At 71.1% G+C, this 25514-nt stretch carries 24 protein-coding genes; 6 read left to right on the forward strand and 18 right to left on the reverse strand.

The window, feature by feature from the left end; genetic code table 11:
* Positions 1-68: 68 nt before the first annotated feature.
* Positions 69-1268: an FAD-dependent monooxygenase gene (locus ABZU43_RS12590; protein ID WP_355006637.1), complete on the reverse strand. Its 1200-nt coding sequence runs from the start codon at positions 1266-1268 to the stop codon at positions 69-71.
* Between the two features lie 128 nt (positions 1269-1396).
* Here ABZU43_RS12590 and ABZU43_RS12595 point away from each other — a divergent pair, with 128 nt between their 5' ends.
* The 4 genes from ABZU43_RS12595 (at position 1397) to ABZU43_RS12610 (ending at position 3684) form a co-directional block, all read left to right on the forward strand.
* The gene (locus tag ABZU43_RS12595) at positions 1397-1984 is read left to right on the forward strand and encodes a TetR/AcrR family transcriptional regulator (protein WP_355006638.1); all 588 of its coding nucleotides are present in this window, start codon (positions 1397-1399) and stop codon (positions 1982-1984) included.
* Between the two features lie 95 nt (positions 1985-2079).
* Positions 2080-2160 carry a putative leader peptide gene (locus ABZU43_RS12600; RefSeq protein ID WP_355006783.1) on the forward strand — a complete coding sequence of 27 codons (81 nt, stop codon included), beginning with the start codon at positions 2080-2082 and terminating at the stop codon, positions 2158-2160.
* A gap of 175 nt (positions 2161-2335) precedes the next feature.
* On the forward strand, positions 2336-2482 hold the full coding sequence (locus ABZU43_RS12605) for a hypothetical protein (RefSeq protein WP_355006639.1): 147 nt from the start codon (positions 2336-2338) through the stop codon (positions 2480-2482).
* A complete protein-coding gene (locus tag ABZU43_RS12610; protein WP_355006640.1) occupies positions 2482-3684 on the forward strand; it encodes a putative sulfate exporter family transporter in 1203 nt (400 codons plus the stop codon). The genes ABZU43_RS12605 and ABZU43_RS12610 overlap by 1 nt, the downstream gene beginning before the upstream one ends.
* A gap of 65 nt (positions 3685-3749) precedes the next feature.
* On the opposite strand, the gene ABZU43_RS12615 is transcribed toward ABZU43_RS12610, so the two are convergent.
* The 6 genes from ABZU43_RS12615 to ABZU43_RS12640 form a co-directional block, all read right to left on the reverse strand.
* A complete protein-coding gene (locus tag ABZU43_RS12615; RefSeq protein WP_355006641.1) occupies positions 3750-5219 on the reverse strand; it encodes an acyltransferase in 1470 nt (489 codons plus the stop codon).
* Between the two features lie 128 nt (positions 5220-5347).
* Positions 5348-6508, reverse strand: a complete 1161-nt coding sequence (gene wecB / locus ABZU43_RS12620; RefSeq protein WP_355006642.1) for a UDP-N-acetylglucosamine 2-epimerase (non-hydrolyzing) — start codon at positions 6506-6508, stop codon at positions 5348-5350.
* 6 nt (positions 6509-6514) lie between these two features.
* Positions 6515-7378 (reverse strand): choice-of-anchor P family protein, encoded by an 864-nt coding sequence (locus tag ABZU43_RS12625; RefSeq protein WP_355006643.1) that lies wholly within the window; start codon positions 7376-7378, stop codon positions 6515-6517.
* Between the two features lie 6 nt (positions 7379-7384).
* The gene (locus ABZU43_RS12630; RefSeq protein WP_355006644.1) at positions 7385-8938 is read right to left on the reverse strand and encodes a glycosyltransferase family 2 protein; all 1554 of its coding nucleotides are present in this window, start codon (positions 8936-8938) and stop codon (positions 7385-7387) included.
* Positions 8928-9470 (reverse strand): hypothetical protein, encoded by a 543-nt coding sequence (locus ABZU43_RS12635; protein WP_355006645.1) that lies wholly within the window; start codon positions 9468-9470, stop codon positions 8928-8930. Before ABZU43_RS12635 ends, ABZU43_RS12630 begins: the two co-directional genes overlap by 11 nt.
* Positions 9467-9616: a peptidase gene (locus tag ABZU43_RS12640; RefSeq protein WP_088989215.1), complete on the reverse strand. Its 150-nt coding sequence runs from the start codon at positions 9614-9616 to the stop codon at positions 9467-9469. The genes ABZU43_RS12635 and ABZU43_RS12640 overlap by 4 nt, the downstream gene beginning before the upstream one ends.
* Before the next feature lie 188 nt (positions 9617-9804).
* Here ABZU43_RS12640 and ABZU43_RS12645 point away from each other — a divergent pair, with 188 nt between their 5' ends.
* Positions 9805-10851, forward strand: coding sequence for an LCP family protein (locus tag ABZU43_RS12645; RefSeq protein WP_355006646.1), 1047 nt, complete (start codon positions 9805-9807; stop codon positions 10849-10851).
* 69 nt (positions 10852-10920) lie between these two features.
* On the opposite strand, the gene ABZU43_RS12650 is transcribed toward ABZU43_RS12645, so the two are convergent.
* The 11 genes from ABZU43_RS12650 to ABZU43_RS12700 form a co-directional block, all read right to left on the reverse strand.
* A complete protein-coding gene (locus ABZU43_RS12650) occupies positions 10921-11784 on the reverse strand; it encodes a TylF/MycF family methyltransferase (RefSeq protein ID WP_355006647.1) in 864 nt (287 codons plus the stop codon).
* A gap of 88 nt (positions 11785-11872) precedes the next feature.
* On the reverse strand, positions 11873-13882 hold the full coding sequence (locus ABZU43_RS12655; protein WP_355006648.1) for a hypothetical protein: 2010 nt from the start codon (positions 13880-13882) through the stop codon (positions 11873-11875).
* On the reverse strand, positions 13882-15081 hold the full coding sequence (locus ABZU43_RS12660) for a glycosyltransferase (RefSeq protein ID WP_355006649.1): 1200 nt from the start codon (positions 15079-15081) through the stop codon (positions 13882-13884). The genes ABZU43_RS12655 and ABZU43_RS12660 overlap by 1 nt, the downstream gene beginning before the upstream one ends.
* On the reverse strand, positions 15081-16028 hold the full coding sequence (locus ABZU43_RS12665; RefSeq protein WP_355006650.1) for a glycosyltransferase family 2 protein: 948 nt from the start codon (positions 16026-16028) through the stop codon (positions 15081-15083). Before ABZU43_RS12665 ends, ABZU43_RS12660 begins: the two co-directional genes overlap by 1 nt.
* A complete protein-coding gene (locus ABZU43_RS12670) occupies positions 16025-17341 on the reverse strand; it encodes a hypothetical protein (RefSeq protein ID WP_355006651.1) in 1317 nt (438 codons plus the stop codon). The genes ABZU43_RS12665 and ABZU43_RS12670 overlap by 4 nt, the downstream gene beginning before the upstream one ends.
* Positions 17338-18504, reverse strand: coding sequence for a glycosyltransferase (locus ABZU43_RS12675; RefSeq protein WP_355006652.1), 1167 nt, complete (start codon positions 18502-18504; stop codon positions 17338-17340). Before ABZU43_RS12675 ends, ABZU43_RS12670 begins: the two co-directional genes overlap by 4 nt.
* Entirely contained in the window at positions 18497-19804 is a 1308-nt protein-coding gene (locus ABZU43_RS12680; RefSeq protein ID WP_355006653.1) for a glycosyltransferase family 2 protein, read from the reverse strand. Before ABZU43_RS12680 ends, ABZU43_RS12675 begins: the two co-directional genes overlap by 8 nt.
* Entirely contained in the window at positions 19804-20655 is an 852-nt protein-coding gene (locus ABZU43_RS12685; protein WP_355006654.1) for a class I SAM-dependent methyltransferase, read from the reverse strand. The genes ABZU43_RS12680 and ABZU43_RS12685 overlap by 1 nt, the downstream gene beginning before the upstream one ends.
* Positions 20655-21503, reverse strand: a complete 849-nt coding sequence (locus ABZU43_RS12690) for a class I SAM-dependent methyltransferase (RefSeq protein ID WP_355006655.1) — start codon at positions 21501-21503, stop codon at positions 20655-20657. Before ABZU43_RS12690 ends, ABZU43_RS12685 begins: the two co-directional genes overlap by 1 nt.
* Positions 21500-23065 (reverse strand): oligosaccharide flippase family protein, encoded by a 1566-nt coding sequence (locus tag ABZU43_RS12695; RefSeq protein ID WP_355006656.1) that lies wholly within the window; start codon positions 23063-23065, stop codon positions 21500-21502. Before ABZU43_RS12695 ends, ABZU43_RS12690 begins: the two co-directional genes overlap by 4 nt.
* Positions 23058-24119 carry a sugar transferase gene (locus ABZU43_RS12700; RefSeq protein ID WP_355006657.1) on the reverse strand — a complete coding sequence of 354 codons (1062 nt, stop codon included), beginning with the start codon at positions 24117-24119 and terminating at the stop codon, positions 23058-23060. The genes ABZU43_RS12695 and ABZU43_RS12700 overlap by 8 nt, the downstream gene beginning before the upstream one ends.
* A gap of 269 nt (positions 24120-24388) precedes the next feature.
* On the opposite strand from ABZU43_RS12700, the gene ABZU43_RS12705 reads away from it, so the two are divergent.
* Positions 24389-25441, forward strand: coding sequence for a GDP-mannose 4,6-dehydratase (locus ABZU43_RS12705; RefSeq protein ID WP_355006658.1), 1053 nt, complete (start codon positions 24389-24391; stop codon positions 25439-25441).
* Positions 25442-25514 lie beyond the last annotated feature (73 nt).

Genomic DNA, 25514 nt, shown 5'->3' on the forward strand with positions numbered 1-25514 from the left:
GGAGCCGGCGATGGCTCCGGCCCCTCTGGGTTGGTTCGTCGGGGCCCCGGCCTACTGCGGGTGGTTGCCTAGCTCGACTGAGACCCGGCGGCCGACCCATAGTGCGGCAGCGGCAGGAGCCTCGGTTGTAGGCGTCGTTCCACTCCCGCCATGGCTCCGAGCAGGGGGAGTCGGGCCATCGTGTTTCGAGCCCAGATGCCGGCCCGGCTCTTCGGCGCGATCATGCCGATGAAGAGGTTCGACTGACTCCGCTGGACCATCCTTCGGTGGCCCTGTTCGTACCGGCGAAAGGCGGTCCGATGGTCCCTGCCAGCGGTTGCGAGTTCTCCCGCGAGTCGGTAGGCGCCGATGAGAGACAGCGTCGCCCCGGCACCCGCAGCCGGTGAGGCACAGTGCGCGGCGTCCCCGGCGAGCGCCACGCGCCCCGACGACCACGACGTCATCCGCACCTGGCTCAGTGCGTCGAAGTAGAAGTCGGGGTCGGTGAGTGCGCCCGCCAGCAGTTCCGGGACGTGCCATGACATGTCCGCGAACGCCTCTCTCAGCAGTCGCTTCTGCTGCTCGACGTTGCGGTGGTCGTACCTCAGGGGCTTGCTGCGGAACAGGAAGTTCACTTTCGCCGAGGAGTGGTTGCCCGAGCGATAGATTCCCGCAGCCCGGCCCGGCCGGTTGTAGAGCGTCACCCACCGCTGCTCACCCAGGCCAGGGTCCGCGTTGGCGGATGCGAAGTAGTGCCCCAGGTGTCTGAGGAACTGCGACTCTGGGCCGAAGGCCAGATCCCGCACCGTGGAGTGTGTGCCGTCGGCGCCAACGACCAGGTCGAACCGGCGGGTCGGAGCGCGCTCGAAGGTGACCGTCACGCCATCGTCGTCCTGGTTCAAGGTGCGGATCGAATCATCGAAGATGTATTCGACATCGTCCTGTGTCGTCTCGTGCAGAATCGCCGCGAGATCGCCGCGCATGATCTCGACCTCGGTGCTGGCGGCCCTGCCCTGGATTGCCCGCATGTCGATGCGGGCCACACTCCGGTCGTCCCCGTCCACGAAGGACATGCCGATGACGTCCGCTGCCGCCGCCCGGACCCGCGGCATGATCCCCATCCGCTCGGCGACGTCAACAGCCCGCCCGCGTACGTCGACACCGTTGCCGCCCGCACGCAGGCCGGGCGCACGCTCGACCACTGTGGGCGCAAAGCCGTGCCGGGCCAGCCAGAACGCCAGGGTCGGCCCCGCGATGCCGGCTCCGGAGATGAGAATCCGCTGGTTCATCGACGTCTCCTTGCCGGCGCAGCGAGGAGCACGCCGGTGGCATGTTCACCGCTTGCGCGGTCCGGTGAGGCTTTCGTAAGCTAAATGAAATAGATGTTCCACTTCACGATATGGAATGGGCGTTTCAGATGTCAACCCCTGCCGCCGATGGCGTGACCCGACGCAGGGCGGACGCCGTCCGCAATCGCCAACGCGTGCTGGCGGCGACGAAGGCCCTCTTCGCCGCGGGGCGCGTCGACATCACCGTTGACGCGATCTCGCAGCGGGCGGGCGTGGGAGCGGCCACTGTCGTGCGTACCTTCGGCGGCAAGGACGCTCTCATCGACGCGGCAGTGGCCGAGTTGCTCGAACCGCTCATTCAGCGCGGCCGGGACGCGCTGCGCGAGCCGGATGCCGAACTGGCTCTTCGAAGCTTCCTCACCGAGGTGATGGCCTTCCAGTCCGCGCACTGGATCTCGGGCGAGCGGCTCGGGGGAATGGAGCTTCCGCGCACGGCGGTGCAGCGAGCCGCCCTGAACGAGGTCGGGCTCGACCTGATCATCAGGGCCCGCGACGGCGGTGCGATCCGTACCGACATCGACATCGCCGTCGTCACCGTGTTGATCAGTGAGGTGACCTACGCGATCGCGAAGTCGGATTCGGCATCACGAGCGCTGTCCGAGAGCTACGTGTCGGTGATCATGGACGGGCTCCGTCCACAGAGGGACAGGGCCTGATCCCGCCGGCTCAGGCCTCCGCCTGCCGCCGACGGCTGGCGGGGAATCTCGCTCACGGTCTTGAATTCCTATCGACTCGATAGGAAAATGGGCCAATGCCGGACGGTCCGTTCCTCACCTCGCGTCGGGCCGTTGACCTGATGCGGGTCGCCTCCGAGCTCTGTCCGGGTCGCTGACCACCGACCGGCTGGCACCACCCGCACCCTTCCTCTGGCCCCGCTGCCGAATCACCGCCGCCCCGTGGTCCGACCGACCCGGCGGCCTTCGTGCGGTCACCGGGGCCCCGTCTTGCCTGCTCGCCCCTCAACCGATCCCGCCACGGCCGGATCGGGCCATTCCTGGAGGTACGTCATGACCACCGATCCGTCACCGCCCAATCCGGAGACCGCCGGAGATTCCCGGCTCGCGTTCAACGAGGACTGGGCGGCCACCATCCTCGGTTTGGGCCTGCTTGCCCTGGTCCTGCTCGGTGCCATCCCCGCCGGGCTGGTGCCCTGATGACCGCCGACGCGACCCGCACCGGGAACGAGCCCGGCACCTCCGCCGACGACGCACCCACCGAGAGCGAGCGCGACACGTCGTCGACCGCGGTCGATTCCGTCGAGCCGACAAATGTGGCGCGTGACGGGGCGTTCTGGGCGTGGACAGTGCTCGGCGTGCTGATCGTGGTCGGTCTCGCCGCGCTCACCCGCTATCTGGAGCAGAACGTCCCGGCCTGGGCCGAGGGCACCGCCGTCGAGGACATCGGAGCGGCGATCGAATACCCGGTGTACGCGATCCTGCTCGGCCTGCTCGGCAACGTCGCTGTCACGCTGCTCGGGTGGCGGGACCGGATCGCCGCCGCGTTCCGGACCGAGTTCTTCATCAAGACCGGGCTGGTGCTGCTCGGGGCGTCGATCAACCTGGCCGTCATCGCCAGCGCCGCCGGCCCGGCGATCGCCCAGGCGATTCTGCTGATCAGTGGGGTGTTCCTGTTCACCTGGTGGTTGGCCGGCAGGTTCGGCCTCGACGACAAGCTGCGGGCGCTGCTCGCGTCGGCGGTGTCGATCTGCGGAGTCAGCGCGGCGATCGCCGCCGCCGGCGCCGTGCGGGCGCGCCGCGAGCAGTTGGCCTACACGGCGAGTCTGGTCATCGTCTTCGCGCTGCCGTCCATCTTCGTCCTGCCCTGGTTGGCCGATGTGTTCGGGCTCTCCGACGCGGTGGCCGGCGCCTGGATCGGTGGCAACATCGACACCACGGCGGCGGTCACCGCGGCGGGAGCGCTGGCCGGTGAGGAGGCGCTCCAGATCGCCAGCATCGTCAAGGTCACCCAGAATGCCCTGATGGGTGTGGTGGCGGTCGCGCTCACCGCGTACTTCACACTGCGGGTGGAACGACGGCCCGGCGCGGCCCGACCGGGCCTCGGTGAGCTGTGGACGCGGTTCCCGAAGTTCGTCCTCGGCTTCATCGCGGCCTCGGTCATCGCCACCTGGTACCTCGACGCCGCTGGCGCGGACGGCAAGGCCACCATCGCCATCGTCAACGACCTGCGGGTGTGGTTCCTGATCCTGGCCTTCGTCAGCATCGGCCTGGAGGTCCGGGTCGCGTCGCTGCGGGAGGCGGGTTGGCGACCGGTGGCGGTGTTCGCCAGTGCCACAGTGTTCAACCTGGCGTTGGCGCTCGCCCTGGCGTCCCTGCTGTTCCGCAACTTCTCGGCCTGAGTCAGCCGGTCGCCCCTGCGGACGGTGCTGGGGCCGGAGCCAGCCTGGCTCCGGCCCCATCGTGATCAGCGGGGCGGTGTCGTCGAGGTGGTCGGCGCGCGGTGTGATCGACCCGACCGGGCGTGCGAGGTGGGCGTCTTCACCGGGTCGAACGGAAGGTCCTTCCTGGTCCGTACGGGTACCGCCAGGAACGACGCCGCCGTTCCGGTGAGTCGATTCGCGCGGCGCGGGGTGGCTGCCGTGGCGGGGGTGTCCTTCGACGACCGGCTGTGCCGGGCACCCGCCTTGTGTCGGCCGGCGCGCGCCTCGGCGCCCTTGACGCTCACCGGGCTGGGGATCGGCACGGCGTGCGGGCTGGCGGTGCGGCCCGCGCGCCGGTGCCGTGCGCGTCCGCTGCCGGTCTTGAACCCGAGGGCGGGCCGTTCCACCAGGTGCCAGGAGAGGACGGCGAACAGGAGGGCACCGAGCAGGCTCAGCACGATGTAGCCGAGCATCCCGAACCGGGCCCCGCCAAGCAGGGCGATCATCTGCTGCACCGGGAAGCCGTAGATGTAGATGCCGTACGTGTAGTCGTGCCGGCGGCTGATTGCGGACACCCGCTTCGGCAGCGCGACGGCGGCGAAGAGCACCAGGTAGGCGAACGCCGGCAGGCCCACCGCGAAGAACCCGCCCAGCGACAGCGAGCCGACCAACGCGATGCCGCCCAGCACGGCCAGCTCCCTGGTCATCGGGATCCGGTGCGCGTACAGGCGGGCGGCGGCACCGAGCAGGAACAGGAAGCCGAGCATCAGCGTCCAGTCGGCGGCGAACGCGCCGAGCAGCGGGAACGGCCCGATCGCGCCGTGTTGCGGCGGACGTGAGCTCCAGGTCGGCGCCGTGAAGAAGTCGCGCAGGACCAGGGCGTAACAGACGGCGGTGAGGACGAGCACCGCGCGAGGTGCCCGGTGCAGCACCGAGGTCACCACCAGGATGCCGACGATCCCGTAGAAGGCCAGGTCGTACCGCAGAGTCCACAGTGAACCGTCGAACGCGCTCGGCCCGCCGACGATCAGGCCGTACGGGGTGTCGGCCAGCAACCCGGAGATGGGGAACTGCTCCATCGAGGCGAGGAAGTTCGTCGTGACGTAGTCGAAGGGCCCCTCCGGGTGCCCCCAGAACCCGTCGAGGTTGCCGTTCTCGTACAGCGCGGCCAGCGGCGCGAAGACGAACGCGGTGACCAGCAGGCAGGCCCACAACCCGGGGAAGACCCGCAGCAGGCGGGCGCGGACGTACTGGCGCAGCGTGGAGCGCAGCGCGCTGTCGGTGATGAGGAAGCCCGAGATCAGGAAGAATCCGTACAGGCACAGGGTGCCGAGGTCGCTCTGCCGGCCGAAGGTGGCCGCGCCGAGGTTGTGCTGGCCGAAGCCGAGCGGGCCGGCGTGCGCGATGATCACGCCACACGCCATCGCCAGGCGAAGGACGCCGAAGGCGTTGTGCTGGGCGGAGTATCTGCCCTGCAGCGTCGCGGAACGCTGCCCGTTCAACTTCGCCTGCACCTGACGACTCCTCTGATCACTGAACTGTTGGACCGACGGATCGGAGCGCTGCCGATCGATGTGCCAATTATCAGTGGGTAAAAGAGGTTTGTCCCGAAATTTAGATGATTGTCCGTATCGGCCTGACGTCAGCTGACGGCGGCGGCGGTGCGGCGACGCTGCACGACCCGACGGGCCGGTACGTTCAGCAGCCCCGCCAGGGCAACGACGGAGCGGTCACTCGCCCGCCCGTCACCGAACGGTGACCCTACGACGGCGGTCCGCCCGCTGGCGAGGTGGCGGAGCCCGGCCGAGAGGAGCCGTTCGGGATCGGTGCCCACCAACTCGCCGCGGCCCGGTGTCAGGGCCTCCGGACGTTCCGTGGTCTCCCTGGTGACCAACAACGGCACCCCGAGGGTGGCGGCCTCCTCCTGGAGCCCGCCCGAGTCGGTGACGACCAGGTCGGCCGCCCGCAACAGCCCGACCATCTGTGGATACGGCAGTGGTGGCGTGACCCGGGCGTTGGTCACGCCCGTGAGGCCCGTGGCGACCTCCGCGCTGAGTTGCGGGTTCGGATGGGCGACCATCACGATCTGGGCGTCGGGGCACGCCTGCGCCAGGCGACGGAGTCCGTCCACAGTGGCCGCGACCCCGTGGCCCCAGTTCTCTCGTCGGTGCACGGTGGCCACGACGAGCTTGCGGGCCGGGTCGACCCAGTCCGGTGCCTGGGCCATGCCGCGCTCGACCAGGTCGTGCAGGGCGTCCACGACGGTGTTGCCGGTCACCACGATCGCGCTGGAGCGAATGCCCTCACCGATGAGGTTCGCCCGGGCCGCCTGTGTTGGCGCCAGGTGCAGTGCGGCGATACGGGCGAGCATGGCCCGGTTGGCCTCCTCCGGGAACGGCCGGTCCAGGTCGTTGGTCCGCAGTCCGGCCTCCAGGTGGACGACAGGGACGTGCCGCCAGAACGCGGCAGTCCCGCCGGCCAGGGCGGTCGTGGTGTCCCCTTGCACCACGACCGCCGCTGGACGGTGGTGTGTGAGCAGCTCGTCGATGCCCGTGATCAGTGCCGCCGCCAGTTCGGCGAGCGAGCCGGTACGCCGTTGCGGGCGCAGACTCACCTCCGGGCGGAGACCGAACGGGGCGAGTGCCTCGGCGACGCGTCCCGGCTGTTGACCGGTATCCGCCACCCGTACCGTGAACCTCGGATCATCGAGGAGACGGTGGATCAGAGGCGCGGTCTTCACTCCTTCCGGCCTGGTGCCGGCGAGGATCAGGACCTCTCGCGGTGTCGAGCTGCTCGCACACATGTCGGGTCAGCTCCTGGCCGCCGCGCGGCGACGCCGGTAGAGCGAGAACCCGCCGGTGGTGCCGGCCACGAGTGCGCCGAGACCGAGCGCGAGCGGTGCCCCGGCGAGCGGGATCACCGGAATGGGGGGAGCGACCGCGTTGGCGCCGCAGCTCGACGTGCCGATGCTGACCCCGGCCAGCGCTCCACCGAGCGCCGTGAGGTTCAGCGCATTGACGGTGAGCTGACCGACGCCCGAGGTGGACTGGCCGTTGAGGGTCAGGTCGATCAGCCCCGGGATGCTCAGCCCGGTGTTCGGCGCCGGGTTGATCGGAAGGTTGAGCAGGGTCGTCTCGATACCCAGCAGCGTCGAGACGATCCGGGCGTTGGCCAGGGTCGCGGTGCCGGTCGCCGACGGGCTGCTGGTGGCGGTGCACGACGAGTAGATGGCGTCGGCGACGAGCGAGATCGAGGCGAGGCCACTGGTGCCGAGGGTCAGCGTCACCGCCGCGCCGGGCGTGACGAGGCACGACCCGCCGGGACCGATGGTGATCGAGCCGCCGGTGCCGAGCACGCCGGCGCAGGCCGCCGAGGTGCCGTCGTTGAAGGCCCGGACGTTCTGGGCGAGCACCCCGGCGGTGATGACTGTCTGCGCGCCGAGCACGGCCAGCGGGGGATTCTGGTTACCGGAGATCGACTCGGTGGTGCCGTCGTTGGTGGCCGACGCCGTGCCGGAGCTGGCGAGGCCACCACCGAGCAGGCTGATCTGAAGCGCCGAGGCGGAGGACTGGGAGGTGTCGGCCATCGCCGGAGAGGCCGCCAGGACGACCATGGCGAGACCACCGGCCAGCACCGCGGCGGTGCGGGCGAGACCGGATCTAACTCGTGGCATAGATGTCTACTTTCTGATGTGGGCGATTGCGGGGCGGTCTGTGGTGGGGGTGGTGGTGAGGTGCGTGAGGTGGCTGAGGTGCCGGGGCGGTCGGATCGACCGTGGCCCGTCGTTGCGGCCCGACCGGCGTGCTTGCTGGGCCCGGCGCGGCTGGGCCGGCACGGCGGCCCGGCCCACGGCCGTCTGGCCGACGGCCACTCGACCCACGGCCCGAGCCGGGGCCGGCGGCGGATCGGAGGCACGGGCGGTCTTCTGCCAGTCCGTGCGGGCCGTCACCATGCGGGCGAAGGCCAGCCAGACCGCCACTGACTGGGCGTAGCTGTACAGCCAGTGGCAGACTCCGAGCAGCAGGGCCTTGGGAATCGACAGCTGCGGCTCACAACGGATCCGGTAGACGATGCCCCACAGGGCGAAGGGTCCGATGCCGAAGACGAGCACCAACGGGGGTACGCCCCAGCCGCCACTGCTCCACCAGCCGCGCAGTCCACCCATCGTGTTGTCGATGTAGTAGGACATCACCACCAGGCAGGCGATGTAGATCGGCGTGCCGAGCAGTTGGGTCCACGGTGCGGCCAGGAAGTGGGCGATCTCCAGGGTGGCCGAGTTGCCGATTCGTGGCGAGCGCAGCACCCTACCGAGGTAGCGGCCACACTGCATCGACCCCTGGGCCCAGCGGGTGCGTTGCCGCACCAGCGGGCGGATCCGGGTCAGCGCCTCCTGGGCCACCCAGCTCTCCGGGCAGTACTCGGTGCGGCCCCCGGCCAGCAGGATGTGCAGGCCCAGCTCGAAGTCCTCAAGGAGGGCGCCGTGCCACGGTGTGCCGTGCTGGTCGGCGATCTCGTTGAGCAGGGACAGTCGGGTGAACTGCCCGTTGCCGCCCATCGCCACGCTGCCGGTGCGTCGCCGCAGCGACTGCATGGCGGCGATCGGGGCGCGGAACTCCATGTCCTGGAGCCTGACCAGCAGCCGTCCCCAGCGACTGACCGCGGTCGGCTCTGCGTACCGGCGCGGCGCGCACTGGAGCATCCGCACCTCCACCTGTACCGCCCCGACCTGCGCCGAACCGAAGTACTGACGGCCGGAGAGGGCTACCGGACCCTGGGGGTCGAGTCGGCTGTCCGCGTCCAGGACCCCGACGATGACCCGACCACGGTCCGCGTTGGCGGGCAACGACTGATCGATGCGTCGCCAGGCGGCGTTGAGCGCGGCGCCCTTGCCCTGTCGCGCGTCCGGTAGCTGACGCTGGATCACGTGAACCCGCGGTTGGTCGGTGAAGGCCGCCAGTTCGGCCAGCGTGCCGTCGTCGGACGCGTCGTCGACGCACCAGACGGTCGCCTGCGGGAAGTCGCAGAGCAGACGCCGCACGGTGTCGCCGATGACCGACGCCTCGTTGCGGCACGGCACGATGATGTGCCAGTCGAAGCCGTCCGGGCTGCCGCCCCGACTACGTCCGCTCTTCAGGTGGAACACCAGGATGCTCAGCACGTACGCGCAGAAGCTGACGCACAGCAGGAACGCCGCGGTGTTGAGCAGGGCGAGCGACTGCGTCTCAGTGGACACCGGCGACCGTCCCGGAGATCCGCTTGGTCCGGCTGACCAGGACCACGAAGAGGATCGTGACGGCGATCAGACCGGCGGTCGTGATCACCGAGCCGATCAGCACGTGGCTGCGTTCGTAGCCCAGTTTGAAGCCCCAGGTCTGCATCGAGACCACCACCGCGCCGAGTCGGATCTGGTTCACCGTGACCAGCAGCGCGACGGCCATCGCCAGGGCGTTGAGTCCACGCGTCAGGGAGATGCGGCGGAACCCGATCAACGTCGACGCGAGCACGATCGGCGGGATCAACAACATCGCGACCGAGCAGCCGCTGGAGACCATGAAGCCGACCCAGCGCTCGTCCAGTGGGAAGATCACGGCCGCGCCGATGGATTTGGTGTCCGCCAACCCGACGGCGTTGACAAGATGGGCGTTCAGCCACGCCTCCGCGCTGGCGATGTCGTGCCACCGCCAGAGCATGGCGACGGCGGCGGCGACTCCGATCAGGCCACCTGCGCTGGCGCGCAGCCACGACCCGCGTCGGGAACCTGTCATCGCTCGCGGCCCAACATGGCGACGAGCCACAGTGCCAGACCCAGCACTACCAGCCCGACGCCGACCAGCAACCAGGACTGAACGGCAACCCCGGTGGCGGCAAGGCCACCTCCGATGTGTGGCCCCTTGGTGGGTACTCCGTACATGCCAACTCCCTCGCTAACTCGAAGGCCAGAATGGCACCGCAGAACCGGTCAAATAGGATAAAGCGGCATAGAGACCCTAAAGAGTGATTAAATGCTTCATGAGTGTGGCAGGCACGTGTCCCGAGCGGTTGCATCCCTTGCCACACAACAGGTTCAGCGTCCCGATAGTTCGTGCAGAGGTGGTCAAGATGGTGACCGGTATCCCCGGACGCACGGCCACGCCGGCGCCGTCGAGGTGGCGGGCGATGGCCGGGTGGAAGAAGGCGGGCCTCGCCCTGCTCCTGATGTTCGGCGTGCTCTGCGCCGGCCTCGTCACCGTCGGCTTCGGTTTGAAGCACCGGTACGAGGGCCGGGTCCAGCGCGAGGACATCCTCGGCCAGGGCACCCACGACGACCGCAGGTGGGAGTCGGGGCCGCTCAATCTGCTGCTGCTCGGGTCGGACTCCCGCGACGGCGAGCCGGACCAGGCCCTCTACCCCGGGCAGCGGTCGGACACCATCATGCTGGTGCACGTCAACGCCGCGCGAGAGGCGGCCACCGTCGTCTCCATCCCCCGGGACAGTTACGTCGACGTGCCCGCGGCGGGGCAGACCTGGGCCGGCGGCCCCAACAAGATCAACGCTGCGTTCGCGTTCGGCGGAGCCGCCCTGGCCGCCGAGACGGTCGCCAAGCTCACCGGGCTACCACTCGACGGCGTGCTGGTGGCCAACTTCGCCGCCGTCCGCAAGCTGGTGGACGCGGTGGAGGGGATCAACGTGTGCCTGCCGTACACCGTCAAGTCCTCGGACACCGGCACCACCTGGCCCGCCGGCTGCCACGACCTGGACGGCAAGGCGGCCGACGACCTGATGCGACAGCGGCACGGCGTGCCCGGCGGAGACTTCGGCCGCATCCACGACCAGCAGCTCGTGGTACGCGCCCTGGCCGAGCGGGTCACCGCGACAGATCTGCTCACCAGCCCGACCCGACTCGACCGGGTGCTCACCACCGCGGCCGAATCACTTGTCGTCGACCGCGACCTGAACCTCACCGACCTCGCCCTCTTGCTGCGCAAGGTGAAGCCGGAGACCGTCCAGTTCGTCACCGTCCCGTTCAGCGACGCGAACCTGCAGACCCCGGCCGGGTCCGCGGTGCGGCTGGACGAGGTCCGGGCCCCGGCGCTCTTCGCCGCCCTGCGCGAGGACCGGGTGGCGCAGTGGGTAGCGGCCAACCCGCAGACGCCACCGGCCAACTGAGCACGAGTAGCAAGTCGGCGGGTGGGAGGTCCCAGGACCTCCCACCCGCCGACTCTTGTCGGGCCAGGTCTAGCGCGACCGCCGCCAGTAGCGGCAGGTCCAGTCCACCTGGTGCAGCTCGTCCTCGATGCCGTGTTCGGCGCGGAAGTCGTCGACGGCCTGCTTGCAGCCGCGTACCGCGTGGTAGTCGTCGATGATCACGTAGCCTCCGACGGAGAGTTTCGGGTAGAGCGAGCGCAGCGCGACCATCGTCGAGTCGTAGAGGTCCCCGTCGAGACGCATCACCGAGATCTGCTCCACCGGCGCGGTCGGCAGGGTGTCCGAGAACCAGCCCTTGAGGAACCGCACCTGGCCGTCGAGGAGCCCGTACCGTTCGAAGTTCGCCTTCACCTGCTCCAACGACACCGCCAGGAAGGGCACCTGCCAGAGCGCGTCCTCGACGTCCTCGACCCGGTGGGGAGCCGGCTTCGGCAGGCCGCGGAACGAGTCCGCGACCCACACCGTCCGGTCCCGGTCGCCGTAGGCGCGCAGCATCCCGCGCATGAAGATGACCGCCCCGCCCCGCCACACACCGGTCTCGATCAGGTCACCGGGCACGCCCCGCTCCAACACGTCCTTGACGCATCGCTCCAGGTTGTCCAGCCGCCGCAGCCCGATCATGGTTTCGGCCTCCGGCGGCCAGTCCCGGCCGGTGGCCCGCGCCTCCGCGTCGAACGGGAACTGGAGCACCAGCTCCAGGCCCTTACGTCGCAGCAGGTGCCGGCCGTGCTGAAGGATCCGGCCGTGCAGGGAGCCCTGACGTGGGTGGTAGGGCATCCACGTCTCGCGGAAGACATAGCGGGTCAACGCCTTCTTGAGCAGATCGCAGTAGAGGGCGCGGGGGTCGTCCAGCGACGGCTCGGACGCCTGTGTGGGTATCAACATCTCACTCATCGGCCTGTCTCCTTCTCAGTGTGGTTTGTAGCCAGCTGGTCGGGCCGCCTGTCGTGGGCGGGGCCGCCGACCGTTGCTCCGGCCGTCGTCAGCCCCAGCGATCGGCGTCGCCGACGGCTACCGCCCGTCGCAGCACGATGGGCCCGGTGGAGGGTCGTTCCGCGCTCGGCCGCCCGGCGGCCAGCCACTGCTGCCCGAAGGCCGGCCAGCGGTCCGTCTGGTTGGCCACCGGGGCGTTCGGGGGAGGCTCCGGCAGCGCTGCCTCCACCACCGGTGACCGCCAGACCGTCTCGGGCCGGGCCAACGGTCGGCCGAGAACACCCGCCACGGCGGGGGAGCCACCCCAGGCCGGAGCCGCGGGCTCGGGCTGGGCGGTGGGCGTCGGCACCTGCTCGGGCCGGTCCGGGGCATCCGTCACCACCGGGTTCGGCTGGGTGATGGCATCCTCGATCCGGGTCGGCTCGGCCGGCGCCTCCGGGGGCGCCACGACGCCGCCCCCGGTGCTCTCGACCGGTTGACGCTCGACCGGCACGCTGCCGGCCGTCGCGCTTTCGACCGGCTTGCGGTCGACGGGCGTGCGCTCGACCGTTGTGCCCTCGACCGTCCTACCTTCGACGGTCCTGCCGGCCGGGGCCGACTCACCCGAGCTCTGTCGGCGGTGCCGTCCGGGCGGCCCGGACTTGTCCTCGATCAGGGCGCTGACCAGCTCACGGATGACCGCGCCCTGAGCGCCCGCCCTCGTCGCCGGCAGGGCCAGGGCATCCTGGGTCGCGCCCGGCACCAGGGCCGGTTGCTCGCTGCTCGAGCGGTGGTCCGGTCGGGGCACCGCACCGATCACCACGACACCCGCCAGCGGCAGCCCGAGCTGTTGCACGAGCCGGGCCGCCCGGGTGCTGTCGTCCAGGTTCGTCCGGCCGGCGCGAACGACCAGCAGCACGCCGTCCGCGTGCTGGGCGAACGCCGAGATCTCCCGTCCGGCCAGGATTGGCGGCGCGTGGACGATCACGCAGTCCTCGTCCTCGCCCAGCGCGTTGAGCAGGCCGCCCAGCTCGTGCAGGGCCTCCGTGTCGGCGCCCTCGCGGGGCTCGGCCGGCAGCACGGTCAGGGTGGGGAAGTCGACCAGGCGCACCGGCGGGCACTTCTGGGCCAGCACCTGCTGCCAGGTGTGCGGCGCCTCCGGGAAGTGTCCCGACAGCACCGGGTCCCGTACCGCCCCGTCCACCAGCGTGGCCCGACAGTGCTCATCGGCCATGCCGAGACCGAGCAGGGCGGTCACCAACGCCTTGCCGTCGTCGTCGTGCGCGCTGGTCACCAGCAGCCGACGACGGGGCAGGGGAGCGGTGAGCACACTGAGCGTCGAGATCGTGGCGCGCACCGCGTCGGCGACGTTGGTGCGGGCGTACAGCGCGGCGGCGTGATGGCGGGCGAAGCGGCGCGGCAGCTTCGGCAGCACCCCGATCACCGGCAGGCCCAGGCGCGCCTCGATCTGGCCGATGTCGCGCAGCCGGCTGTCGAACCGGTCGCGCAGTATGGTCGCGCCCCAACCGGCCAGCAGCCCGGCCAGGGCTCCGAGCACGCCGTTCAGCAGCGGCCTCGGGAAGGCCGGCCGGGCCGGCGGGCTGGCGGTGTCGAGAACCCGTGCGTTGATGCTGGTGGAACCGCCCATGTCCAGGCGGCCCAGCTGCTGACTGACGGCGCGGGAGGCGGCGTTCGCGATCGCGGCGGCCTGCGTGCCGGTGCCGGCGCTCGCGTGCACGGTGATGATCTGGAGGCCCAGTTCGTACTCGCCGCTGACGTGACCGAGCACGGCCCGCTCGGGAAGTTGCAGTGAACGCGCCGCTTCCAGCGCTACCTCCCGGGACCCGACCAGTCGGGCGATGGTGGGCGTGAGGTTCTGCGCGAGGGCCAGATCCGCCGGTCTGTCCTCGTTGGTCTGCTCGGCGCTGACCAGCACCGAGGCCTCCGCCTCGTAGCGCGCAGGGAGGAGCTGGGTCACTCCCTGGGCGGCGGCCAGGCCCGCGCACAGGCCGAGCAGCGGTACGCCCACCCGGCGCCAGGAGGCACCGAGCAGACCTTTGACATCTATCGACGCGCTCATCAGGCGATCGCCTCTCTGGTTGGGTGCCCGGCCTCGGCGGGCGATGTGCACAGCGACCGGGCCGGGGACCGCAGTCCGCGCCAGGTCGTGCAGAGGGTCTCGGCGATCCGGTCCCAGCCGAACTCGGCGCCGGCGCGGGCCAACCCACGGTTGGCCAACTGGCCGGAGAGCGCCGGGTCGTCGCGCAGCCGCGCGAGGCGGGCGGCGAGCGCGGAGACGTCGCCGGCGGGGAAGACGAGACCGGCGTCGCCCACCACGTAGGGGATCTCGCCGACGTCGCTGCCCACGACGGGTACGCCACAGGCCATCGCCTCGACCAGCACCCGGCCGAACTGCTCGCGCAGCGGGATACCGATCCACGGCAGGGTGTTGCGCTGCACCACCTCGATCGATGGCATCGCCAGCACGTCCATGTCGTTCAGCAGCGTGGGCAACTCGGCGTGCCCTGCCCAGCCGTGCCGGTGCACCCGGCCCGGTCGGCGCGCGGCGGCCCGTTCGATCTCGGCGCCGAGGCTGCCCTCCCCGACCAGCGACACGTCGCAGTCGATCAGCTCGGCGGCTCGTAGCAGGTCGACCACTCCCTTGTGCGGCTCGAACCGCCCGACGAACCCGACAGTGAACGGCCGCGCGACCGGATCGGTCGGCAGCGGCCTGAACATCCGGGTGTCCACGCCGAGCGGCACGATCGTGGCCGGGCCCCGGTAACCCTTGATCCGCAGCACATTCAGCGCCGCGGGTGTGATCGGGAAGGCGTGGTCGACGGAGAGGTAGGACTGTCGCTCGATCCGGGGGAACGGCACCGGAAAGCGGGTGACCACGTTCTGCGCGGCGTACAACGTGGTGGGCACCCCGGCCCAGCAGCGTTGACGCAGCCGCAGCGCCTGCCAGGTGGTGAGGTACGCGGCCTCGCCGATGACGTGCAGGATGTCCGGGCGGGCGGTGGTCACCTTGTGCTGGCCGGGCAGCCGGAACAGCACCGAGGCCATGTGCCCGGTCAGCGACTCGCCGAGCAGGTGCGGGACGACGTGGTACCGCAGCCGGTGGTGTCGACGGGCCAGCCGGGCCAGTTCGCGTCGGGTCGCCGGGGACACGTCCGCGGCGAGCACAGTGAGGGTGACGTCCGGCTGTTCGCACAGAACGTCGAACAGGTCGGTCCAGTGTTCGGTGCGCTTGCCGACGACCGTTGTCAGGACGTGCATCACGCTCCTCCTCTCGTTTCAGGTCGGGTGACAGCGATTCGGCCGACGCGGGTCCAGGCGCGCATCCGGGCCGTCCCGGCCCGGGGTTGCACTGGCATCCGCGCCCCGGCCAGTCCGATGCCGATCAGTGCGCGCAGCAGCACCACGCCGCGTACCGCGCGCAGGGTGCCGGCGCGGTGGCGGGCGAAGAACCGCAGCATGCTGCGGTACAGGTGGGGCCAGATCCAGGCCGGGTCGGAGCTGCTCGCCCCGCCGGTGTGCACGGCGGTCACCGAGGGCACGTACAGCACCTGGGCGCCGTGCCGGGCCGCCTGGAGGCACAACTCCTCGTCCTCGTAGTACAGGAAGTAGCCCTCGTCGAGGCCGCCGATCGCCTCGAACAGGTCGCGACGCACGGCCAGGCAGGCACCGGAGAGCCAGTCCACAGCCACCGGCTGCGCCCCGCGCACACAGGCGTCGTACGCGGCCCGGCGCTGCCGACCGCTGAGCAACCGTCGCAGCGAGACCGGCACCAGCGACCCACCGAACCGGCTGGCCAGCACCGTGCCGAGGGATTCGAAGCGGTGGGCGCTGATCGCGACCCGGCCGTGCGCGTCGGTGAGCCGTGGCCCCGCGATGCCCACCGACGGTCGGTCGCGCAGCAACCGGACCAGTTCCGCCACCGCGCCGGGGGTGACCACGCAGTCCGGGTTGACCAGGAGCACGACGTCGGTGTCGACCCCGGCCGCGGCCCGGTTCACGGCGGTGGCGAACCCGGTGTTGGTGGGGCTGGCGAGGACCGTCACCTCGGGGAAGCGGCGTCGGACGAGGTCGACAGTGCCGTCGGTGGAGGCGTTGTCCACCAACCGCACCGGCACCTGCGCCTGCCGCAGCGCGCTCAGGGCGGCGACGATCTGTCCCGCCGAGTTGTGGGTGACCACCACCGCGGTGGCGTCGGCCCCGCTCATGCCGCCACACCCGGTCGGGTCAGGACGCCGCGCAGCAGCGGCGGCCGGGCGGTTCGCCGCAGCCGCGCCCCCTCGTGGTGTGCCGTGAGGAGGGTCAGCGCCGGCAACAGGCCCAGCTCCCAGTGCCCGTCGGTCGGCGCCGCGAAGAGGGCGGCGGCCAGGAAACCGCAGCACAGCGCCGCGAACGGCAGCGCGATCCCGTCCCGACTGCGCAGGCCGACGCGGATGCTGCGCAGGATCGGCCAGAGGACCAGCAGGAGGCCGACCAGCCCGAGGTTGGCCAGCACCGTGACGTAGAAGGCGTGGTACACCGGCCCGACGTCGGTGAAGGTGAAGCCGGCCAGGTAGATGTCCGGCGTGGTCTGTCCGAGGCCGGCCCCGACCAACGGCTGGTCGGCGAAGACGCCCAGGCCGACCTCGGACTCCACCCCCCGGTAACCGGCGGACTGCTCGAACCCCTTGGTGATCTCCGTGGCGCGCTCTCGTACCCCCGGTTGCAGGGCCAGGATCGCGGCCACCGCCACCGCCGCCGCGGCGGTGGCGGCCAGGCCGGTGCGGACCGTGCGACCACCGCGAACCAGCATGATCAGCCCGGTCAGCGCCGCGGCGAGCCAGATGCCCCGGTACGACGCGAGGAGCACGTCGACGGCGAAGAACCCGCCGAGCATGAGGGCGCCGGCTCGACGCCAACCCCGCACCCGACCGGCGATCCAGATCAGCGCGGGGATGGCCATGAGGGTGATGAGCCCGCCGTGCCGCCCCGGTGCCGTCACCGAGATGGCGGTGAAGGCCCCCGCCAGCACCACGTACAGGATGCCGGCGGCCAGGATCCGACGGGGCGTGGTGAGGGTGTGGGTGGCGACGAAGAAGTACACCGGGATCGTGGCCACCTGGTACGCGGCGACCATTACCTCCGCCGGAAGGTTGCCGACGGCCAGGCCGTAGGTGGCCGCCACGACGGTCAACCCGACCAGGACCAGCATGCCCACGTCGGCGGCGGTACGCCGGATGCCCCGCTCCGCCCCGAGCCAGTGGCGGGTGGCCAGCGCGGCGCCGCCGGCGGCCAGCAGCAGCACCTTCACCGCGATGTAGCCGCGCACGTCGCCGCCGCTGAGCACAGCACCCACCACGGCGCCGCCGATGATCCCGACCGGCAGCACGGCCCAGGGCCAGAGCAGAAACGCGCCGAAACACAGCACTCCGACGGCGGCGGCCAGGCCGACCGGCCCGGGCAGCAGGGTCACCACTGTCACCACACCGCCCAGCGCGGCGCCGACGAGCACCACACCGGGCGCGACGATGGGCACTCTCATCGCGGCAACCCCGCCAACAGGGAACGCAGCTGGACGCCCCGCGCCGACCAGCTGTTGCGGGTGGCGACCTCTCGGCGTCGGGCGGCGTCGTCGGGCGCGCCGGCGCGGTCCAGCGCATCGGCCAGCGCCGCGGCGAAGCTCGCCGGGTCGCCGGCGAGGGCGATGGTGTCGCCCAGGGACCGCAGCGCCGGCAGCGGCGTCGCGACGACGGGCTTGCCGAGGGCCAGGTATTCGTAGCACTTCTTCGGGTGCACGTAGTCGATCAGCCCACCAACCCGGTAGGGGATCATGGTGACGTCGCAGGCCCGCAGGATGCCCGGCACGTCGGCGAAGCGGACGGCGTCGACAAGCACCACGTTGGACAGTCCGGCGAGCGGGGCACGGCCGGCCCGGGTGGACGGGCCGACCAACACGAACGTCCACTCCGGGTGGGCGCGCGCCACCGAGGCGACCAGGTCCGCGTCGAAGGCCCGGGTGTCGACCGCCCCGCTGTAGCCGATCAGGGGTCGGCGCAGGCTGAGCAACCAGGGTGCGAACGGGCCGTCCGGCGAGAAGCGGTCCGGGTCGCATCCGTTCGCCAGGACCACCGGTGCCGGGTCGGAGGTGGGCATCCGGTCGGGTAGCGCGGTGGACGAGGCGAGGACAAGGTCGGCGGCGCCGACCGCGGAGCGCAGCGCGCGGCGCAGATGCCAACGGTTCCAGGGGCGGGTGAACGTCCAGTCCAGGTCGGTGGCGTCGTAGACGACGGCGGACGCGTCCAGCCGGGCGGCGACCGGCGCGGCCAGGTCCTCGTCCAGCCAGAGCAGTCGTACGGATGCCTCCCGCCGCCGGAACCAGCGGCGCAGCACCCGCGCGGCGAGCCAGCGGTTGACCCGGTTGGCCGGAGGCAGGTGCCTACCGAACGGCAGCAGCGCCGGCCCGGCGCACTGCCACAGGCCGTCGGCCACCTCCCGGACCTGGACCCGCCAGCGCGGGAGGTGCCCGGCCGGGTCGACGAAGAGCACCCGGTGGTCGACGGTCAGCTCGCGGGCCAGCGCGTGCTGCCGGTGGGCGCCGTTCGCCCACGGCGTGCCGCTGAAGATGACCACCCAGTCGCGGTCGCCGTCGGCGGGCGGCACGACCGCCGCGGCCGCCGGTTGCAGGGTGCTGGTGTGTTCAGCCACGGCCGGACCGTTCCATCGGCCGTGGCGCTCCGGCAGGCAGCAACTCGTCCTCGCCGAGGCGGCCGAGCACCGGGCGGGCGCGCTCGTCGTCGAGTCGCAGCAGTCGGGCGCCCGCGTGCCGGTCCAGCCAGCCACGCAGCGCGCCGGCCGCGATCCGCCGGTTGATCCAGTTGAGAAGCGGCACCGCATCACCCAGCGGCAGCGCTGTCGGTGCGACGGCGTGCCAGGCCTCCGCACCGATCGGGGTCACCTCGCACCGCCAGCGCGGCCGGCGTCCCGGCGGGTCGACGAAGAGCAACCGTTGCCCGGGCGCCAACTGCCCCAGCACCGCCGAATGCCCGTCGACGGACCATCGGGTCCGGCTGAACAGCACCACCCAGTCGCGGGTGTCACCGTCGGGCAGCGGACCGACGTCGCCGCGCAGCGCGGCGAGCAGGTCGCCCAGGCCCAGCTGTACGGATCGACCGAAGAGCCGCTTGACCAAATGGTCGGCGAGCAGCGCGGCCCGGAACACCGGCAACCGGTACCGGGGCTGGGTCAGCCGCAGGTACCCGACCAGGCTGCCCAGCAGGTGTCGGAAGCGGATGGTCGGCCCGAGCAGCCGGCAGGACGCGCCGCGGCTGTGCGTCACCACGGCGTCCGGGAGCATCCACAGCTGGTGTCCGGCCTGGTCGAGCTGCCGCGCGAGGACCGCGTCGTTCCAGTAGACGGGGAACGCCTCGTCGAAGATGGTCTGTTGTCCGAGCACCGAGCGGCGCAGCAGCATGCAGCTGCCCGAGGCGAGCTGCCGGGGACGGCTGAAGTCCTCGCCGCGCATCTGGAACCGGTGCAGCGCCTGGCGGAACCCGGGCAGCCGGCGCAGCGCGGTCACCAGCGCGATGGTGGCGGTGAAGCTGGGCTGTTGGACGTAGTGCTGCTGGAAGGTGCCGTCCGGGTTGAGGTAGAGCGGGCTGACCCCCGCCACGTCCGGCCGCTCCCGCAGGTGGTCAATCATCCGCGAGAGCGCGCCGGGGTGGAACCGGATGTCGCTGTTGAGCAGCAGGATCAACTGCCCGTTCGCCCGGCGGTACGCCTGGTTGACGGCGGCGGCGAACCCGGTGTTGTGGTTGTTGCGGATCAGCCGGACCCGGGGCTGGTCGCTGAGCATCTCGGCGGAGCCGTCGGATGAGCCGTTGTCGACGGCAACCACCTCGTAGTCCAGGTCGGGGTCGACGGTCGAGGCCAGCGACTCCAGGCACTGTCGGGTCTGCTCGCGGGTGTTCCAGCTGATCAGGAGCACCGACAGCAGCGGGGCGGCCATCAGGACACCGCCCGGTCGTCGCGGCGGGCGAAGATCCGCAGCAGGTCGCCGAGTTGTGGGTGCGTCACCCGGGGCGACCGGCTGGCGGCGACGTCGGCGACCAGCAGATCGCGGGCGTTGCGCAGCCGTGCCGCCGGTTGCCAGTAGAACCGGGAGAAGACCGTGTCGTGGGAGATCACCCGGAACCCGGACTCCACGAGCATCCGGCTCAGCGTGTCCGGGGTGAAGTGCCAGCGGTGGTACGCGGGAGCGATGGCGGGCCAGTCGGTGCCGAGTCGGTTGGCGGCGGCGGAGGCGATGTTGGGTACTTCGAGGGCGAGCCAGCCGCCGGGGGTGAGGGCGGTGTGTGCGGCGTGCAGGAAGGCGCGGGGGTCTTCGACGTGTTCGAGGACGTGGAAGGCGCAGACGACGTCGGCGGTGAGGGTGGGTGCGATGGCTTCGAAGTAGCCCTGGCGTACGGGCATGTGGAGGTGGTCGCGGGCGAAGCTGGCGGCGGCGTGGCTGACTTCGATGCCGCTGGCGGTGATTCCGGCCTGGTGGGCGGCTTCGAGGAAGTAACCCCCCGCGCAGCCGGCTTCGAGAAGGACTGTGGGGTGGACTGTGGAGAGCAGCCAGCGCAACCGTCGGCTCGCCTCGAACCGGCGCTGACCGGCCGAGGCGAAGTAGTCCTGGTACCCGTCCGTCGTGTAGTAGGCCTCGTCGTACAGCTCCTCGGGAGCCGGGGCGCTGCCCGCGGTCCAGACGAAGCCGCAGTCCGGGCAGCTCCACAGCAGCTCGCCGAGGGTCGGCGAGTGCCCACCGGCGCGGCCGCAGAGCTGGCAGCGGACCAGCTCGATCCCATCGAGTTTCATCAGGTGCTCCGTCCGGTTCGTGGCGCCCGGGCGATCACCCGGAGCAGGTCGCCGAGGCGTGGGTGGGTCAACCGCGGTGAGCGGAGCCCGAGCACGTCGGCGGGGAGTAGATGTCGGGCGTGCCGCAGCCGGTAGGCGAGCGGCATGTAGTAGCGGAAGACTGTGGTGTCCTGCCGGACCACCTCGAAGCCGAGGTCGGTCACCAGCCGGACCAGGGTGTCGGGGGTGAAGTGCCAGCGGTGGTAGCGCGGTTGCAGGCCCGGCCAGTCGGTGCCGAGTCGGTTGGCGGCGGCGGAGGCGATGTTGGGTACTTCGAGGGCGAGCCAGCCGCCGGGGGTGAGGGCGGTGTGTGCGGCGTGCAGGAAGGCGCGGGGGTCTTCGACGTGTTCGAGGACGTGGAAGGCGCAGACGACGTCGGCGGTGAGGGTGGGTGCGATGGCTTCGAAGTAGCCCTGGCGTACGGGCATGTGGAGGTGGTCGCGGGCGAAGCTGGCGGCGGCGTGGCCGACTTCGATGCCGCTGGCGGTGATTCCGGCCTGGTGGGCGGCTTCGAGGAAGTAGCCGCCGGCGGGACCGGCTTCGAGCAGCACCGTGGGGCGGACGGTGGACAGCAGCCAACGCAACCGCCGCCGTGCCTCGAACCGGCGTGGCGCGGCCCGGAAGTAGTCGTCGTAACCACCCTCGGCGAAGTAGTCCTCGTCGTATCGCCCGTCCTCGGTCGCCTGCTCCTGCGCGGTCCAGCTGAAGCCGCAGCCCTCGCAGCGGCGCAGCAGCCCGCCGAGTCGGGGCAGGTGGGCCTGCCGTGGCCCACACAGCACGCACCGCGCGGTGCGGTGGTCGACGCTCATCGCGGACCGCCCGCGCTCGGCGACAGCACTGCCGTCGGCGCGCGCAGCAGCCGGTGCAGTCGCATCCGGTCGCTCGCGCCCAGGTGCCCGCCGGCGATCAGCAGCGCGCCGGCGACGAGCACTGTCAGACCCGCCCGGGACGACACGGCGAGGGCGGCGTCGAGGCGTCCCGGACCGTCCGGCAGGAACTGGCTGGCCGCCGCCGTGACCAACCCGGCCGCGACAGCCGCGGCGAGCGGCGGCCAGATCGCCCGCGCCAGCGGGGCCAGCGGCCGGGCCGTGGCGCTGTGGAAGTAGACAAGGAAGTACCCGGTGCTGAGCACCACCGCCAGCGCTGTCGACAGCGGTACGCCGAGCGGCCCGCACAGCAGCAGCAGCGGCACGGTCAGGACCAGGTTGAGGACGACGGAGAGCAGTACGTACCGCGTCTCCAACCCGGGCCGGCCCTCGGCGCGGGCGGCGATCGTCGCCGCCCCGGCGATCAGGTTGAGGGCGTACGCGGGCGCGAGGACGATGATGTTCGCCGCGGCCCAGGGGACCTGGTGGCCCAGCCAGAGCCGGACCAGCGGATCGGCGCTGACCATCAGCGCGGCGGTGGCCGGGGCCAGGAACAGCGCGAGGTACCGGGTGGCGGTCAGGTGGAACCGGTCCAGCCAGCCGGTGCCCTGGGACACCGTGCGGGCGACCGCTGCGGGGAACAGCGCGATGAGGGCGAAACCCGGGGGCAGGCGGAGCAGGTTGAGCAGGCGACTGCCCAGGTCGAATCCGCCGGCCACGGCGGGGCCGAAGGCACCAGCGAGGATGAGGCGATCGAGTTCCACATTGACGATTCCTGCGCCGCTGGAGACCTGCACCCGCAGGCCGTAGCCGCCGATCCGCCGGATGTCGGCGACGCAGGTCCGTCCCCATCGTGGGGACAGGTCCGGGCACTGGCGGTGGGTCGTCGCGGTGAGCAGGAGGGTACGGATCGCCCCGGTCGCGGCGGCCGAGGCGGCCAACGCCACCAGGCCGCCGCCGAGGCGTACCACCAGGATGGCGAGGGCTGCCCCGAGGATGGCGGTGCCGGCGCTGATCGCGGCGAGTGACCCGTACCGTTGGCCGCCTTCGAGTACGGCCCGCCACGGCAGTTCCACGGCGCCGGCCACCAGGCTGACGACCAGCCAGAGGGTGGCCTGCCACGCCTCGTCGGCCAGGTCAGCGAGGCGCAGCGGCCCGACGAGCCACGGCCAGCAGGCACCGAGCGCTCCCAGGGTGAGCAGGCCCAGCAGCACGGCCCAGCCCAGCCCCAGCCCGAGCAGCCGACGTACCAGGTCGCGGTCCGCCGGGCTCTCGGCCCGCGCCACCTCGCGGACCAGTGCGGAGCCGAGTCCGAGGTCGATCAGGGCGGCCATCGCCAGCAGGCCGGTGAGCACCACCCAGATCCCGAACTCCCGTGGCCCGAGCTGCTGGTAGATGACCGGCACCGAGACCAGTCCGGCCACCGCCGTGACCACCCGCGCGGCCAGCATGCTGGCCGTGTTGCGGGTGACGCGGGTTTCCACCGCGTGGGTCGCGCTAGCCACGGGGGAACCCGCGGAACAGCTCGACGACGGTCAGCAGGAGCAGGGTCAGGTCGACCCGCATCGAGCGGCAATTGAGGTAGAGCAGGTCACAGCGGAGCTTCTCCTCCACTGTGGCCGCGTATCCGCCGGTGAGCTGCGCGATGCCGGTCAGCCCCGGCCGGATCAGGTGCCGCAGGTCGTAGTCGGGCAACCGGGTGAAGCCGGCGATGAACTCCGGTCGTTCCGGGCGAGGCCCGACGAGGCTCATCTCGCCGCGCAGCACGTTCCAGAGCTGGGGCAACTCGTCCAGCCGGGACCGTCGAAGCCAGCGACCCAGTCGGGTGATCCGGACGTCGTCCGGCAGGGCCAGGACCGGGCCGGTGGTCTGTTCGGCGCCGACCCGCATGGTCCGGAACTTGACCACCCGGAACAGGCGGCCACCCGTGCCGACGCGTTGCTGGAGGTAGAACGGTGGGCCGGTGAACGACACCACGCCGGCGATCACCGCGATCAGTGGGATCACCACGACGGCACTGAGCAGGATCACGCCGAGGTCGAAGAACCGCTTGAGCCGCTCGCCTCGGGTTCGGCCGGCGCCGCCCGAACCCAGCCGGATCCAGGGCAGCCCACCGAAGCGCGCCATCGCGGGTGCCCGCAGCAGACCGTAGACGGGGCGGGCCAGCACCATGATCTCGACGCCGGCACTCATGCAACTGGTGATGATGCGGTCGTCGATGCTCTCCAGGGAGTGCTTGAGCAACAGGAGTCGAGGGCGGACGCTGGCCAGCACTTCGGCGAGTTCCTCGGCGCAGACCGGCACCGGGAGTCGGACGGCCACGTCGAACTCCTCGTCGAGGCGGTCGGGCGTGGTGGCCGCGTCGTTCGCCTCGAGCACCACCACGCGGGCCCGCCGTCTGTGCTGGTCGGAGCGGGTGGCCTGCTCGTAGCGGGTGAACAACTCCTGAAGCTGCAGCGGGATCTCCGGGCGTTGTCGCGTCTCGGACCCTGGTGCCCCGGCGAGGTCGTAGGAGGTCGCGCTGTCGTTGCCCGGCAACGGAGCTGAGTCCGCGGTCACGGGTCCCGGGGTCTTTCTCAACGCGCCGACCTCCTTCTCCGTCAGGTGGTTTGAGGGCATGCGGACGAGCACCCCGGAAGTAAGCTACTAGTCACAAATGCCCCAATAGTCCCGGACGGGCAAAAATAGGACTTCTTGTCCTCAACCTCGCATACCGGCCTAAACCATTGCGCGAAACATCCCTTTGGTGAGTATTCGGTGGGTTACGGTCGTGCCGGCCGTCCGGTTGCCGCTGAGGGCGACAACCCAGTCGTTCCAAGGAGTTCCACATGGACCAGCCAGTTGTTGCCGTCGGTGTCGACCCGCCGAAGGACCTGATCCCCGGACGCGTGCTGGTGACCGGAGGCGCCGGCTTCATCGGCAGCCACGTGGTCGCCCGGCTGATGTTGATGGGCAGTCAGGTCCGGGTGCTCGACAACTTCTCCACCGGTCGGATCGAGAACCTGGCCGATGCCGCGTACGGCGGACTGACCGAGGCCGACGTCGTCTCGGGAGACATCCGTACGCCGGAGGGTGTCGAGGCCATCCATCAGTGGCAGCCGGACGTGGTGGTGCACCTCGCCGCGCAGCCCAGCGTCCCCGCGGCCCGTCGGTCACCCCTGTACGACGCCGACGTGAACGTCTTCGGCACCGTCAACGTGCTGGACGCCTGCGCCCGTGGCGGCGTACGGCTGGTGATCAACGCGGCCAGCAGCGCCATCTTCGGCAGCGTCGCCGCCCACGACCTGCCGGTCCGGGAGGACCATCCGATCGCCCCGGTCAGCCCGTACGGCGTCAGCAAGGCCGCCGGCGTGCACTACCTCGACTGGTACGGGCGTCAGCACGGGCTGCCGTACACCTCGATGGTGTTCGGCAATGTCTACGGACCCCGGCAGGAGGGCAGCGACTGCGGCGTGGTGTCCCTGATGGCCGACGCGCTGCTCGGCGGCCGGCAGGTGGTGATCTACGACGACGGTACGCAGACCCGGGACTTCATCCATGTCAGCGACGTCGCCGAGGCGATCGCTGTCGCCTGTCATCACCCCGGGATAGGTCTGGTCAACATCGCCTCGGGTCGACAGACGAGCGTCAACGAGGTCTACGACACGGTCCGGGAGGCGTCCGGCGTCGGCAGCGCGGCCCGGTACGAGCCGCTGCCCTGGCCGGGCGAGGTACGCAACATGGCGCTGGACACCAGGAAGGCACGCGAGCTGCTCGGGTGGTACCCGAAGATCGGCTTCACCGAGGGCGTACGGATGACGGTGCGCGACGCCCGCCGCCGCCAGGCCGGCAGCCAGATCCTGTCCCCGGTGCGGGCGCTGGAGCGCGCCGTCAGCGGCTGAGGGCTCAGCGCGTAATTCCCGTCATCTGATCGGGATTTTCATAGATCAGTCTAACTCTTGCGGGTCGGCATCC

Origin of the sequence: Micromonospora sp. NPDC005205 (genome assembly GCF_040608275.1) — a bacterium.
Lineage (GTDB): Bacteria > Actinomycetota > Actinomycetes > Mycobacteriales > Micromonosporaceae > Micromonospora.

Coding starts and splice junctions, on each gene's coding strand:
- ABZU43_RS12670 (WP_355006651.1), bottom strand. CDS start 17,341: ATGAGAGTGCCCATCGTCGCGCCCGGTGTGGTGCTCGTCGGCGCCGCG.
- ABZU43_RS12705 (WP_355006658.1), top strand. CDS start 24,389: ATGGACCAGCCAGTTGTTGCCGTCGGTGTCGACCCGCCGAAGGACCTG.
- ABZU43_RS12590 (WP_355006637.1), bottom strand. CDS start 1,268: ATGAACCAGCGGATTCTCATCTCCGGAGCCGGCATCGCGGGGCCGACC.
- ABZU43_RS12600 (WP_355006783.1), top strand. CDS start 2,080: ATGCCGGACGGTCCGTTCCTCACCTCGCGTCGGGCCGTTGACCTGATG.
- ABZU43_RS12645 (WP_355006646.1), top strand. CDS start 9,805: ATGGTGACCGGTATCCCCGGACGCACGGCCACGCCGGCGCCGTCGAGG.
- ABZU43_RS12685 (WP_355006654.1), bottom strand. CDS start 20,655: ATGAAACTCGATGGGATCGAGCTGGTCCGCTGCCAGCTCTGCGGCCGC.
- ABZU43_RS12610 (WP_355006640.1), top strand. CDS start 2,482: ATGACCGCCGACGCGACCCGCACCGGGAACGAGCCCGGCACCTCCGCC.
- ABZU43_RS12635 (WP_355006645.1), bottom strand. CDS start 9,470: ATGACAGGTTCCCGACGCGGGTCGTGGCTGCGCGCCAGCGCAGGTGGC.
- ABZU43_RS12650 (WP_355006647.1), bottom strand. CDS start 11,784: ATGAGTGAGATGTTGATACCCACACAGGCGTCCGAGCCGTCGCTGGAC.
- ABZU43_RS12660 (WP_355006649.1), bottom strand. CDS start 15,081: ATGCACGTCCTGACAACGGTCGTCGGCAAGCGCACCGAACACTGGACC.
- ABZU43_RS12625 (WP_355006643.1), bottom strand. CDS start 7,378: ATGCCACGAGTTAGATCCGGTCTCGCCCGCACCGCCGCGGTGCTGGCC.
- ABZU43_RS12655 (WP_355006648.1), bottom strand. CDS start 13,882: ATGAGCGCGTCGATAGATGTCAAAGGTCTGCTCGGTGCCTCCTGGCGC.
- ABZU43_RS12665 (WP_355006650.1), bottom strand. CDS start 16,028: ATGAGCGGGGCCGACGCCACCGCGGTGGTGGTCACCCACAACTCGGCG.
- ABZU43_RS12680 (WP_355006653.1), bottom strand. CDS start 19,804: ATGGCCGCCCCGCTGCTGTCGGTGCTCCTGATCAGCTGGAACACCCGC.
- ABZU43_RS12605 (WP_355006639.1), top strand. CDS start 2,336: ATGACCACCGATCCGTCACCGCCCAATCCGGAGACCGCCGGAGATTCC.
- ABZU43_RS12690 (WP_355006655.1), bottom strand. CDS start 21,503: ATGAGCGTCGACCACCGCACCGCGCGGTGCGTGCTGTGTGGGCCACGG.
- ABZU43_RS12640 (WP_088989215.1), bottom strand. CDS start 9,616: ATGTACGGAGTACCCACCAAGGGGCCACACATCGGAGGTGGCCTTGCC.
- wecB (WP_355006642.1), bottom strand. CDS start 6,508: ATGTGTGCGAGCAGCTCGACACCGCGAGAGGTCCTGATCCTCGCCGGC.
- ABZU43_RS12595 (WP_355006638.1), top strand. CDS start 1,397: ATGTCAACCCCTGCCGCCGATGGCGTGACCCGACGCAGGGCGGACGCC.